Origin of the sequence: Chryseobacterium piscicola, assembly GCF_900156685.1 — a bacterium.
GTDB lineage: Bacteria > Bacteroidota > Bacteroidia > Flavobacteriales > Weeksellaceae > Chryseobacterium > Chryseobacterium piscicola.
In genome coordinates, this window is the sequence record NZ_FTOJ01000009.1 from 124,872 (window position 1) to 138,765 (window position 13,894).

The 13,894-nt window shown below is 33.7% G+C and carries 12 protein-coding genes; 10 read left to right on the forward strand and 2 right to left on the reverse strand.

Features of this window, described 5'->3' with window-relative positions:
* Nucleotides 1-3 precede the first annotated feature (3 nt).
* Nucleotides 4-987: an EamA family transporter gene (locus tag BW939_RS13260; protein ID WP_076452542.1), complete on the forward strand. Its 984-nt coding sequence runs from the start codon at nucleotides 4-6 to the stop codon at nucleotides 985-987.
* A gap of 589 nt (nucleotides 988-1,576) precedes the next feature.
* On the opposite strand, the gene rplS is transcribed toward BW939_RS13260, so the two are convergent.
* Nucleotides 1,577-1,933 (reverse strand): 50S ribosomal protein L19, encoded by a 357-nt coding sequence (gene rplS, locus BW939_RS13265; protein WP_007846341.1) that lies wholly within the window; start codon nucleotides 1,931-1,933, stop codon nucleotides 1,577-1,579.
* Between the two features lie 762 nt (nucleotides 1,934-2,695).
* On the opposite strand from rplS, the gene BW939_RS13270 reads away from it, so the two are divergent.
* The gene (locus tag BW939_RS13270; RefSeq protein ID WP_076452499.1) at nucleotides 2,696-3,397 is read left to right on the forward strand and encodes a CoA transferase subunit A; all 702 of its coding nucleotides are present in this window, start codon (nucleotides 2,696-2,698) and stop codon (nucleotides 3,395-3,397) included.
* Between the two features lie 165 nt (nucleotides 3,398-3,562).
* Here BW939_RS13270 and BW939_RS13275 read toward each other — a convergent pair whose 3' ends face one another.
* A complete protein-coding gene (locus BW939_RS13275; RefSeq protein ID WP_076452500.1) occupies nucleotides 3,563-5,356 on the reverse strand; it encodes an ABC transporter ATP-binding protein in 1,794 nt (597 codons plus the stop codon).
* Between the two features lie 121 nt (nucleotides 5,357-5,477).
* Between BW939_RS13275 and BW939_RS13280 the strand changes: the two genes are divergently transcribed.
* From BW939_RS13280 to BW939_RS13315, 8 genes are all read left to right on the forward strand, one after another.
* Nucleotides 5,478-6,131, forward strand: a complete 654-nt coding sequence (locus BW939_RS13280) for a CoA transferase subunit B (RefSeq protein ID WP_076452501.1) — start codon at nucleotides 5,478-5,480, stop codon at nucleotides 6,129-6,131.
* Between the two features lie 267 nt (nucleotides 6,132-6,398).
* Nucleotides 6,399-8,306 carry a tetratricopeptide repeat-containing sensor histidine kinase gene (locus BW939_RS13285; RefSeq protein ID WP_076452502.1) on the forward strand — a complete coding sequence of 636 codons (1,908 nt, stop codon included), beginning with the start codon at nucleotides 6,399-6,401 and terminating at the stop codon, nucleotides 8,304-8,306.
* Nucleotides 8,303-8,953, forward strand: a complete 651-nt coding sequence (locus BW939_RS13290; RefSeq protein WP_076452503.1) for a response regulator — start codon at nucleotides 8,303-8,305, stop codon at nucleotides 8,951-8,953. Before BW939_RS13285 ends, BW939_RS13290 begins: the two co-directional genes overlap by 4 nt.
* Before the next feature lie 182 nt (nucleotides 8,954-9,135).
* Nucleotides 9,136-9,810 (forward strand): tetratricopeptide repeat protein, encoded by a 675-nt coding sequence (locus tag BW939_RS13295; RefSeq protein WP_076452504.1) that lies wholly within the window; start codon nucleotides 9,136-9,138, stop codon nucleotides 9,808-9,810.
* 34 nt (nucleotides 9,811-9,844) lie between these two features.
* Entirely contained in the window at nucleotides 9,845-10,909 is a 1,065-nt protein-coding gene (locus tag BW939_RS13300; RefSeq protein WP_076452505.1) for a tetratricopeptide repeat protein, read from the forward strand.
* 5 nt (nucleotides 10,910-10,914) lie between these two features.
* Nucleotides 10,915-12,084: a hypothetical protein gene (locus tag BW939_RS13305; protein ID WP_076452506.1), complete on the forward strand. Its 1,170-nt coding sequence runs from the start codon at nucleotides 10,915-10,917 to the stop codon at nucleotides 12,082-12,084.
* Nucleotides 12,085-12,122: 38 nt separating this feature from the next.
* Entirely contained in the window at nucleotides 12,123-12,986 is an 864-nt protein-coding gene (locus BW939_RS13310; RefSeq protein ID WP_076452507.1) for a hypothetical protein, read from the forward strand.
* A 48-nt stretch (nucleotides 12,987-13,034) separates the two neighbouring features.
* Entirely contained in the window at nucleotides 13,035-13,892 is an 858-nt protein-coding gene (locus BW939_RS13315) for a hypothetical protein (RefSeq protein ID WP_076452508.1), read from the forward strand.
* Nucleotides 13,893-13,894: the final 2 nt, after the last annotated feature.

The window sequence follows — 13,894 nt, forward strand, 5'->3', positions numbered from 1 at the left end:
GTTATGAAGAAGAAAAATATTTTAAAAGGTGTTTTGTTTGTAGGTTTCGGTGCAAGTATTTACGGTATGCTTGCCACCTTCGTAAAAATGTCTTACAAAGAAGGGTTTACTACCTCAGAAGTTACCACGGCTCAGTTTACACTCGGTTTAGTTGGGCTTTTAATTCTCAATTTTATTCAAACCATTACTTCCAAAAAGAAATTATCATCACCCAACCGCAAAGAATTTAAAACGCTTTTAATGGCAGGTACTTCTTTAGGTTGTACAAGTTTATTTTATTACATTACGGTACAATATATTGCGGTTTCCATTGCGATTGTACTATTGATGCAGTCGGTGTGGTTCAGTGTAGTGGTAGAAAGTTTTATCACTAAAAAATTTCCCAATGCTAAAAAGGTTATCGCAACATTAATCGTTTTAGTAGGAACAGTTTTAGCGACAAACCTCATTAATTTGGATGTGAAACTAGATTGGCACGGGATCTTTTGGGGATTATTGGCTGCTGCTTCATTTACCGTAACAATGTTTACCTCAAATACTTTAGCAACCCATTTGCCTGTGCTCAGAAAAAGTATGATTATGTTGACTGGTGGTGCAGTAATTGTCGCGATATTTTTGTTTTTCGCTCAAATCGGACCTCTATATTCTGAAAGCTTAAAGTCTTTTTATTTAAACTTCACCGAAAACACAAAGCATATCAAGCCATTTGATTATTCTATTTTTTGGACTTATGGTTTTGTTTTAGCATTATTCGGAACTATTGTTCCGCCTATTTTGTTCAATTTAGGATTCCCTAATACTGGTTTGGGATTGGGAAGTATTATTTCATCATTAGAACTTCCGGTGTCTGTTACAATGGCGTTTGTTCTTTTGGGTGAAAAGGTTATTCTTATCCAGTGGGTCGGGATTATATTAATTTTGATGGCAATTGTTTTAATGAATTTACCTTCCAAAAAAGAAAAGCTAATTCCTAAGAAGATTTCTTAATCCTAAATATATATTGAGTGTTATTATCTGTAGAGAATCTTTTGCGTATTTTTATAAGTAGAAACCGCTTTGTGAAAATTATTTGCGGTTTACAGTTAAAGAAAGCGCACATAGTTGGCCTTAAAACCAAGCTTTAATTATCATATCTAAAATATAAATAAGAACAAAACCGTTTCTTTTGAAGCGGTTTTTTTAATTCATGAAGAAAAAAAATGCCGGGTCAAAATTTGTAGAAATTCAAAATATAAATTAACTTCTTCAAATTGAAGTTTATGATAAGTTCCGGAAAGCTTTGAGTGATTTTGTAAATGGGAATAGGCAATAAGTGTAAAAAATCCGGAATGAATTTTACGCAATTGGATGAGATTGTGCTCCTTTAGAAGGATGCCAAAAATCTAAATATTTTTTAATAGGCGTGGTTGTAAATCCTTTCTTTTTCTTATTCAACATTGGAGAGGGAATCTCTTTTTTTTTGAAAAAAAAATGAAACTCAAAATAGGAAAAAGTTTCTTGAAAATCCAAATATACTTCAAAGAAAAAAGAGATTGCTAAAATTAGCAATCTCTTTTCGTATGTGTTGTTGTCTGAATTATTTCTTCTTGTAAGCAGCGTCTTTAATTCTCGCTTTTTTACCTCTAAGATCTCTAAAGTAGTAAATTCTAGATCTTCTAACTTTACCTCTTCTGTCAACTTCAATTTTTTGAAGAGCTGGCATGTTGATAGGGAAAACTCTTTCTACACCTACATCACCACTCATTTTTCTAATTGTAAAAGTCTTTGTAGAACCTGTTCCTCTTAATTGGATTACAGTTCCTTTAAAGAACTGAGTTCTAGTCTTTTGACCTTCTTTAATCTCGTAATACACAGTAATTGTATCACCAGCTTTGAATTCAGGGAATTCTTTTTTTGTAATGTACTTGTCTTGTACGTACTTTAATAAATCCATTATTAATAAAATAAAAAAATGTAAAGCTAAGCAACTTTCACGGACTTCGTCAGAGGTTGAATAACAGATTGCAAAAATAGAACAAAAATTGATAATAACCAATACCTCTTAAAAAATATTTCAGGAAAATTTAATTTCATAAAAAGTCATTATTCATCCTATCCGTTATTATCACTCATCATTTGGCTTGCCCCTCGCTCCGTCATTCCGCTTTGCTGCATTTTCTCGCTCGGGTCGGGCTGTATGCTATATCTTTTTTTGGTTACCAATGCTTTCCCATCGCATCAAAAAAAGGATGCCGCTTCCATCCCTCACGCAAATAATAAAAGAAGTATTCTCTAAAAACGGCTAAATCAAAGAAAAATTTAGAAAAAAACATATAAAGATATGTTTTGTACACCTCACCAAAGATTTATCGTGATTTTTAAATGTTTAATTAAATTTTAATAGTGAAATCTAAGATTATAAATAGCTTCAAAGTTAATCAATGTGAAATTTTTTAATAATGTCTTTAATTTTTCTAGAAAGCGTATGAACCTTTTAAAATTTCATTAAAATGCTTAAAAGAGAGAAATCTTGATGAAATTTTGAAAATATTTTCTCTCCGTTTTGGGATGAGGTAAAGAAAAATGGAGAGAAAATTTAATTATTAACATTTTTATTTAAAAAAACCTTAAACTACACTTTTCAAATTGTCAAAACAATTTTTTTCCAGTTTCGTAGAAAAATACTAATTTAAGACCTTCAAATTTAATTCAAAAAATGATCGATAAAAGAGTAAAAAATGCACAAGAAGCTATTGAAGGAATCCAAGATGGGATGACTTTGATGTTGGGAGGATTCGGACTTTGTGGAATTCCTGAAAATTCAATCAATGCTTTGGTAGAAAGTGATGTAAAAGATTTGACATGTATTTCAAACAATGCCGGAGTTGATGATTTCGGATTGGGATTGTTGCTTCACAAAAGACAAATCAAAAAAATGATCTCTTCTTATGTAGGTGAGAATGCAGAATTTGAAAGACAAATGCTTTCTGGTGAGTTGGATGTAGAATTGACTCCACAAGGAACTCTTGCCGAAAAATGCAGAGCTGCCCAAGCAGGAATTCCTGCATTCTATACTCCTGCAGGTTTCGGAACTGAAGTTGCAGAAGGAAAGGAGGTAAAAGATTTCAAAGGAAAGCCACATATTTTGGAGCATGCTTACGAGGCAGATTATTCAATCGTAAAAGCTTGGAAAGGTGATCACGCAGGAAATCTTATTTTTAAAGGTTCAGCAAGAAACTTTAATCATCCGATGGCAGGAGCAGGGAAAATTACAATTGCTGAAGTTGAAGAGCTGGTAGAACCTGGTGAATTAGACCCAAATCAGATTCACATTCCTGGAATTATGATTCAAAGAATCTTCCAAGGAGAAAGGTTTGAGAAAAGAATAGAGCAGAGAACGGTTAGAAAAAAAGATTAATTTTTTATCTAAAAATATAAAAAGCAATACCTCGAAAGTTGATTTCGAGGTATTGCTTTTATAATTATTTGTAAAACAATCGTTATTCTGAGTGAAGCGAAAGCGTACTGAAGAAATCTTTATTAACCATCATGTAAACTTCCAACATCTATTTTTTTAGCTTTATTACACCAAAGTTTTTCTTTCTCCAATCTGTTGTCTCCACATGGCATAGTACAAACCTTTTTCTTCAATTAATTGGAGATGAGAACCTGTCTCTATAATGTTTCCGCGTTCTAAAACATAAATTCTGTCAGCATGCATAATTGTACTTAATCTATGCGCAATCAAAACCGTAATCTGTTCTTTTTCTTTTGAAATTTCTTTGATTGTGGTTGTTATTTCTTCTTCCGTAATACTATCTAACGCTGATGTTGCTTCATCGAAAATCAACAAATGAGGTTTTCTTAGCAGTGCTCTGGCAATGGCAATTCTCTGTTTTTCGCCACCGCTTAATTTTAATCCGCCTTCACCAATTACGGTTTCAATGCCTTTTTCAGCCCGTTGTAAAAGACCGGTACAGCTAGATTTTTTCAAAGCCAATTGTAGGTCTTCTTCAGTAGCAGAAGGGTTTACAAATAGTAAATTTTCTCTTATTGTTCCTGCAAAAAGCTGTGTATCTTGGGTTACAAAACCAATCTGATTTCTCAATTCATCAAAATCAAATTCTTTTCCGTCAATATTATTATAAAAAATGAAGCCATCCTGCGGTCTGTATAAACCAACGAGCAATTTCACCAAAGTACTTTTTCCGGAGCCGCTGGGTCCTACGAAGGCAATTGTTTCGCCATTTTTCACATCAAATGAGATAGCAGATAAAGCTTTATAATGAGCGGATTGATGTTGGAAAGAAACTTTTTCAAATTTTAAATCTTCAATCGCTCCTATTTTTTTTGGAGTCAAAGGTTTCGGCTCAACTTCTTTTTTCATCACTCGGTCAAAATTTTGAAGAGATGCTTCGGCTTCACGATAGGAAATGATGATGTTCCCGATTTCCTGCATAGGACCGAAAATAAAAAATCCGTAGAATACCAGCGATAAATATTGTCCGGGAGTTACAATATTTTTAAAAATCAATAGTAATAATGTGAAAGTAATTACTTGTTGTAAAAAATTAACCAAAGTTCCTTGTACAAAACTTAAAGAACGGATGCTTTTTACTTTTCTAAGTTCTAAATTTAGAATTTTGTAAGTGTTGTTATTCAATCGCTCAACCTCTTGATTAGTAAGTCCCAAACTTTTTACAATCTCAATATTTCTGAGACTTTCTGTAGTGCTTCCTGCCAGATTGGTAGTTTCTGAAACAATATTTTTTTGTATTGTTTTAATTCTTTTACTTAATAAATTGGTTACGACCGCAATAAAAATAATTCCAACAACATAAACCGGCATTATGGACCAATGCAAGCGGATAGCATATATAGAAACGAAGATAATACTCACTAAAATTCCAAAAAATACATTAATGAAATTGTTGATGAATTTTACAGAATCTTCACGCACTTTAGTAAGAATAGACAGTGTTTCGCCACTTCGTTGATCTTCAAATTCTTGAAAAGGCAGTCTCATAGAATGTTGTAAGCCGTCAGTAAAAATCTGTGCGCCAAATTTTTGAATAATTACACTTACCACATAATCTTGGAAAGCTTTAGCAATACGGCTAATCATGGCAGTTCCAATTAATAAAGTGAGAAAGTAGAATACCCCATGATAAATATCGGTTCCATAGAGATATTCATTCAAAGTTCTTGGGATTAATTTTTCTTTATCAAAATGATTGGGCTGATTAACCAATTTATCCAAAATATTTCCGGTAATAGCAGGTGCAAAAAGTGAAAATACCTGATTTACAGATGCTAATAAAAGCGAGATGATAATCAGCCATTTATAAGGTTTTAAATAATTTAATAGAATTTTCATTAGTAAAATTAAAAGCCCACAAATTTACAACAATTTGAGAAGGAAAATTTATCATAGGATAAGAAAGAAAAAATTTTGTAATTCTGAAAAAATGGCTAATTTGGCGGGATAAGATTATGCTATGCTAACGAAAGAACAAATTGCACAAAGAATTTCAAAAGAAGTAAAAGACGGTTATTATGTAAATTTAGGAATCGGAATACCAACATTGGTTGCCAATTACGTTCCAGACAATCTTTCGGTAGAATTCCAAAGTGAAAACGGAGTTTTGGGGATGGGGCCATTTCCTTTTGATGGCGAAGAAGATGCAGACGTCATCAATGCTGGAAAACAAACCATAACTATTCTGGAAGGTGGTTCGTTTTTCGATTCAGCATTCAGTTTTGGGATGATCAGAAGCCAGAAAGTTGATTTAACTATTCTTGGAGCTATGGAAGTTTCAGAAAACGGTGATATTGCCAACTGGAAAATCCCTGGGAAAATGGTGAAAGGAATGGGTGGTGCAATGGATTTGGTAGCTTCTGCCGAAAACATTATAGTTGCAATGATGCACGTTAACAAAGCCGGTGAAAGCAAAATTCTAAAAAAATGTTCACTTCCACTAACCGGAATCAACTGTGTGAAAAAAGTGGTAACCGAATTGGCTGTTTTAGATGTAACCCCAGCCGGATTCAAGCTTGTTGAAAGAGCTCCCGGAGTTTCCGTAGAGCATATCATCAAATCAACAGAAGCAGATTTAATCATCGAAGGCGAAATTCCTGAAATGGCTTTTTAATTGAATCTTTTTTTTAAATATAATTATCGGATGGCCTTGTGTCATCCTTTTTTTTTATGTGTTGTCAGAAATTAATTCATTATGGAGTTTCATCAAAAAATATTTAAAAAGATTTTTATAAATTTTCTGATTTTTTGTTAACATAATTAAATCATATTGTATCTTTAATTATCTCAAAACTAATAACTCTTGATACTTTTTAGAATTATTCTCCTTATAATTTTATCCCTGAATCTGCTTTGTGCGCAGACTCAAAAATCTTCTAATTTGAAAGTTACCCATTCAAATCAAGCACCAATTTCCAAAACTGAAATATTGGAATATCAATTGAGATCAAAGAATATTCAAGATACAGCAAAAATTAATATTTTACGAAAAATATGCCGCGAATACATTGATGTTGATAACCAAAAATTGAAGAAAAACGCAACTCTTATGTTGCAAATTTCTGAAAAAGTAAATGATACGTCGGGAAAAGCCGATGCCTATAATTTTCTTGGTGTAGTGGAAGATATTGACGCACATTTTCTTAAAGCACTTGAATTTTATAAAAAATCGCTTCATCTGGCAAAATCTGCAAAAAAAACAAAATTAATAGCAAGTGTATCAAATAATATAGGCTTATTAGAATGGAAAGCGGGAAACTATAAAGATGCATTGTCTACATTTTTCTCTGCGCTGAAATATGCCGAATCTATAGGGTCAGATAAAATTCAAGGCAACATCAGCAGTAATATAGGATTGGTTTTTCAGGATATAAACCGTCCTCAAGAAGCTTTAATCTGGCAGAAGAAAGCATTAGCCTTCAGGATGAAAGATAAAAATGATTACAACCTTGCAAGCAACTACAACAATCTGGCAAATGCGTATTCGATTGTGAAGAAACACGATTCTGTTTTTTTTTATCAGGAAAAAGCGATCAATCTACAAAGAAAAATTGAAGACAGCTATGGTTTAGGAATTAGTTATCTTAATGCTGGAGGGGAGTATAAAATCATTAAAAATTACAATAAAGCACTTTGGTATTACGAGAAAAGTAAATTCATTCGAGAAGAGATAAAAGACAGCTTAGGACTTAGTTTTAGCTATATGAACATTGCAGAATGCTATAAATTGATGGGTAATCTAAATAAAGCAATCACCTTTGGAGAAAAGGCTTTGGCGGTTTCAAAAAATATAAAATCACAAGAGCGTATTGCGGAGTGCAGCAAAAGCTTAGCGGATAGCTACAAACTATTCGGAAATCTGGGCAAGGCAATAGAACTACAACAGCAATATACTGTCTATCAGGATAAAATATTCAATGATGAAATGGTTGACAAAGTTGCATTCTTAAATATCAAATATGAAACCGAGAAGAAAGAGAAAGATCTCAGCCTAGAAAAGCTAAAAGTGTCGAGAGAAGTTTTGGCGTCAAAACAAAAAAACATCTGGCTGCTGGTCTTGGTAGCTTTCATCATTGTTTGTTTGCTGATTTTTAGAAATTTTAATATAAAATCTGGGCTGAAACAAAAACAGCTGGCATTAGAAAATGATTTGCTTCAGGAACAGATTATTTCTAAAACACAACAGCAACGGCTTGAAATATCAAGAGATTTACATGACAGCCTTGGCTCGCAATTAACAATAATGAGTTCTACATTAGACAGCTTAAAAAGAACTGCAGATACAGATTCTTCATTGTCTAAAGAAAAAATATCCTCTCTCGCTACATTTGTAGATCTCTCCATATTAGAATTAAGAAATACGCTTTGGATACTGAATGCAGATGAAGTTTTTTTGGAAGATCTTCATTTTAAAATCCTAAATTTTATAAGTAATGCTTCTGAAGCGAAAGAAGATATACAATTTAATTACCAATTCAATATTCAGGAAAATGTGAAACTAGACTCTAAAGTTGCAGCCAATATTTTCAGAATTCTGCAAGAAATCATCAATAATTCTTTGAAACACAGTGAAGCCGGAGTCATTGCTATTGAAATTATTCAAAATTTAACTGATTTAAAAATTATAATTTCTGATAATGGAAAAGGTTTTGATTTTGAGAATGAAAAAGAAAGCTCATTCGGACTTTCTAATATTCAGAAAAGAACACGTGAACTAGCTGGCACCCTCAATCTGGAAACTTCAATAGGAAAAGGCACAAAATACACCATTATAACACCATTGGAATGATAAAAATTGCGATTGTAGAAGATAATAAAATTGCTTTGAACTCTTTAAAAGAAAAACTATCTCTTTTTCCTGATGTTTCAATCTCGGCAACTGCCGAAAACGGGAAAATAGGCATCAAAAAAATTGAACAAAATAGGGATACAAATCTTATCTTCATGGATGTTGAAATGCCAGTAATGAACGGTATCGACGCAACGTTTCTGATAAAACAAAGATTTCCGGAAATAAAAATTGTCATAATCACTGTGTATGATGATGATGATCATATTTTCAGAGCAATTCAAGCAGGAGCAGACAGTTATATTTTAAAGGAGACTAAAGCGGAAAAAATCTACGAGACCATCATAGATACGATCGCAGGAGGCGCCGTTATGTCTCCATCTATTGCCGTAAAAACGTTGAAATTACTTCGAAAAAATAACGACACGATAAACACTCAGAGTGAGATGACAGAAAATCTACTTTCTTCAAGAGAAAGTGAAATTCTAGAACTTCTCAGCAAAGGGTTGCCCAACAAATTGATTTCTGAACAATTATTTATATCGCCTTTTACTGTGAAAAGACATATTGAAAATATTTACAAAAAACTTCAGGCGCACAACCGAACCGAATTGCTCCAAAAAGCACGAGACCAAAATCTTTTTTAAAAATGTTGTAATTTTTTTAATTACAGCTCAGTCTTCGCACATTACAAAACAATAAAAATGGGCTGAACGGCCCATTGTGAAAAAATGATTTCCCGAATACCTTTGTTATAGGTTGATAACAGACCGGAAAACTAGATTTGTTTTGATCAGTTTTCTCATCTTAAACCTAAAAATAAGATATTATGGAAGCAAAGCTTAGATTACTTTTTTTAGGATTTTTTTTATACAGCATCAGCTTATCTGGTCAGCAAATACTTTCTCAGGAGGCGATTGCAGCAGCCAGAGAAAATAATTATCAGCCGGCTTTGCAGGAGCTCAATAAAGCCGTCGAAAAAAATCCCCAAAACGAAGCTGCTCTTACCCAGCGCGCCAACGTTCTGCTTAGATTCAAAAAATTTAATGAAGCATTAATAGATGCCGAAAAAGCACTTAAACTAAACCCACAAAACACGGATGCTATTTTCTTAGCAGCCACATCTTTGATTTCTCAGGAAAAAAATATCCAGGCTTTGCAATACCTTGATTCTGTACTGAAAATAAAACCAGATTTTTATCAAGCTTTACAATTTAGAGGAAAACTACATGCAAAAATGAATGCTCCTGATCTCGCCATTCCTGATCTTGATAAGGTAATTTCCCAAAACCCCAAAGATTTAGAGGCGTATTTGTACCGCGGAAGAATGCATACAAGAAAAATAAAATTTGTTGATGCCATGAACGATTTTCTATTCATTATCAATAATGCGCCTGCAGATTCTCCACTAAAAGATGTAGCCAAATTAGATTTTGATAAAGCTCATTCTGAGTATGAAGAATATGAAAAAGCGGGTGGTCCATTTTTCAGACTTTCCCAATAGAAACCATTTTTTTCATCTTTTAAAACTAGCACTCATGAAATCATCACAAATACTGTTTCCTGAAATTTATTTGCCTAAACAATTATCAGTTTTAAAGTGTTTTTTGATTGTTGCATTTACATTTACAGGAATTAGCACTTTACTGTCTCAACAAAAAGATCCTGATTACATTAAACTTACAAAAATCAGTTATACAAATGGCGAGATTAGTGAAGCGTACCGTTTGCTGGCTATTCTTGAAAAAAAATATCCTGAAAATGGCTACATTTTAGCAGAACGAGGAGGATGGCAATTGTACGGAGATAACGACGTTAATACAGCACTGGTCACACTTTCAAAAGCGATAAAGTTATTGCCAAAAGACGATAACATTCTTACCCTTCGCGGAATTGCATTTTACAGAAAAGGTTTGGTGGAAAAAGCTGTGGAAGATCAAAAAGCTGCTTTGCTTATCAATCCTGATCCTATTCAATATTATATAAAACTTGGTGGTTACCATTATGCTTTAGGAGATTATGATTCTGCATTATCCGTTTTTCTGAAAGGGGTAGAGAAACATCCTTCGCAAGCAGAAATATATGGTGAAGCTTTTTCGGCATACGCAAAGCTAAATAATGCGTATGGAGCTAAAGAACTTTTCAATAAAGGTATACTAGTAAAAAATATGGATACTGGTTTTTTACGATGTTATCTAGGGAATTTCTACATGAGAATACAACTGTATAAAGAGGCTTCAGAGCTGTATCAACTAGCTTATGACGTTCCAGAACCGCACATGTATGCTGAAGATTACAACAATGCTGCCATCTCATTTATGAAAATAGGTAATTTAAATAAAGCCCTTTCATTCATAAATATTGCATGCGAAAAAGACCCTTCGAAACCAGAATATTTCACCAATAAAGCAGATATCGCCATGAATTTAAAAGATTATGAAACTGTTATTGCTTCTGCCTCAAAAGCAATTTCAGCTGACGAAAATAATGCCCTTGCCCACATGTATATGGCAATAGGATACAAGTGGGGACGCAATGATATTGCAAAAGCAGAATGGTATGAAAACAAAGCAAAATCATTAAATGAAACTTCTAAAAAGTAGAAATCATGAAAAAAAATATTATCTTTTTTCTGCTCGTTATTATCAGCAATATTTTGTGTGCACAGATACAGAGTAGCGCATCACTCGAGCGTTGGAAAAACAAGAAAGGCACATTTGTTCTCTGGTATGGGGAAGGTGGTAAAGCTCGAGAATATGCGGCTTTTACTGTGAAATTTGATGATTCGTACGAGGAAAATCAGGTAGTTGAGGAATTAAAAAAGAAAGCCTACAAATCTTCAAAATATAGTACATACGAATTTTTAGAAAATTACGACTGCAACCAAACCTACGCTCACCTGGCGAGATCTCTCAATATGAGTTTGCGTGATGTGAAAGATTTGCGAAACGGAAATTGTGCAGACGTGAATTACAGTTTTGTGAAAAGTGCACAAGAAATTCCTGTTTTTACTCCAGAAAATAAATCTAAAATGTCTCCCTATGTGGAACAAGAAGAGAAACTCCTCATTGCGCAAGGTTGGAAGAAAGTTTATGAAGACTATCAAAGCGCCGCCTGTGCTGCTGAAATAAGATTTTTGCCCGGACATTCTTACACTGCAATTGGAGCAGTCACTTCAAATAAAGGAGGTGTTTTTCCTATGATCGCTGCTTATAATGGGAATCATTTATTGGGAGGTATCAAAAAAAATATTGAAAATAATTTTGTCTCGCTAGGAGTATATGACCTAAAAGAAGATATTTCTGTAATAAAAGGAACTTATCTCATAGATGCTTCCGGTGAGCCTGTCTCCGGTGCTTGTCTCCTTATTTTTGAAAAACCTTTTGATTTTAAAAGAAGTTTTTACAACCTTCTTGAAGCAAGACAAAACGGATTCAAAAATTATAAGGGAATGAAGGGCAATATTACAGAAAACAACCAACAGATTTATTACAGTAACGATGCATTGGGATACAAGGAAGCCAAAATTCTAGAATCAAATGATGATTATGAATACATCATTGTTTTAGATTTCGACAATCCTAAAACACTGCTTTTTTTAGACAATCTTGATGTTGTAATGAAAGAACTTCCGGCGCTAGGTTTTACCAGTGAAAACTATAAAAACGAGGCTGGCGGTGATGTGACAGAATTCAAAAAAAATGGTGAAGAGGTCATTATGCTCGCAAGTTATCCTGCCAAAAACACTGCATATTTCTATATTTTTAAAAAGAAATAAAATTAGAAAATATCTTAATTTATTTACATTAAACTACCATGATCAAAAAACTCTTTACAATAGCAGTAACAGCATGCTCTTTTACAGTGGCACAAGCTCAAAAAACCAAAACAGCAACAGAAAGCCAATCGAAAACTACGGCATTCTTAGATGTAAAAAAAGCCATTTCTGAAAGAGAAAAATCTCTATTGGCAGACGGCTGGACAAAAGTGTATGAAAATTACAAAACAGAATCGGTTGCTGTTGAAGTTAATTTCAAACAAGGATTTGCGTACACAGCGTTGGGCGCGTTAAAAGCTAAAGAAAACCAAGGGCAGAATGCGATGCTTATCATCAAAGATGGCAACAATACCTATGCAGGAACTCAGGGAAAAGTGTCTGATAACTACGCCATATTGGAAACTGATGATTTTCAGCCATCACCGGGAGTGACGAAAGCAAATGTGGGTGTTGGTTTGAATGAAGGTGTTTTAGCAGACGCCGGTTTGGTTATTTTCGAGAAAACAATAGACTTTAAAAGAGATTTTTATCGGCTGCTAGATGCAAGATCCATAGGATTTAAAAACTTTCGTGGAACAGTAAATGGAAAAAATGATGCTGGTTTTACTACGTACAATGGTACAATAGGATTAGGGTATTTTAAAAATAAAATCAACGAAACTGCCGAAGCTTACGAATATGTTTTGGAAATGGACATGACAAATCCTGAAACAATGACGTTTCTAAATAATCTTATCCCTGTTTTACAAGAACTTCCTGCCAAAGGATACACTCCTTCTGAATACAAAAATAGAGTAGGAAACGATGTTACAAAATTCACTAAAGACGGTGAAGATGCAATGATGCTCATCAGTAACCTGAACACCAATACAATATACTTTGAGATAGCAAAAAAGAAATAAGCGTCTGCCTTTTTTCCAACTTTAAAATGAAATTTTAAAATACAAATGATGAAAAAATATTTACTAATCTCGTTTTTGTTTATCTCGCTCATTATTTTTGGGCAAAAAACAATCACTATTCCTGATTTGGATAACAGGAGAGATCATCCCACAGAATTGCGTGCCGCTTTATGGGAAATAAATGACGGATACAAAACGCGCCTCAAACCTCAGGATAAAAAATTCAGTGATGCGGAGTTTAAAAAAGTAAAATACACTCCCTCCCAATTAGATAGAATTGCTTACTTGTTGAAAAACGATGTAGTTCCTGCAGGTCTTAAAAATGGCAGCAAGGAGGGTAACAGATTATTGATGCCTCATTATAAAAGCTACTGGGTTGGAAACCTGGATATCGACGGAAATTTATATTGTGTGATATACATTCCCAAAAAAGAGAATTCACACATGCCTGTAGATTATATTCCTGAGACTGACGAGGGAACTTTTATCAGTGTATACGTTGGTGTTCCTAAGTTTTCAGGTATCAAACTCGCGGGTACAAAACCTCCGTCGCCAGAAACTTTGGCAAAAGCTCAAAACGGAAATGTTACTTATTCATATGCTAATCTCAGCCGGTGGAATAATACAGTAGGGATGGTGATTTTCTGGTTTGGAACATCAGGATCGGTAACTTCTTACAAAGCCTATTCAGTAAAATTTGGAAATACTATTTCAGAAGAAGCTGTTGTTCAAAATTTAAAGTCAAAATATATTTCAGACAGTGGCTATGTAGGATATTCTTTTAATGCAGGATCAAAATGTAGTGATTTATACAGTGATATTGCGAGAAAAATGAAAATTAGCCTCGCGAGTGCTCAAGATCTTAGATTGGGAACTTGTTCAGACAGTGTTATTAATTTCGAATGATG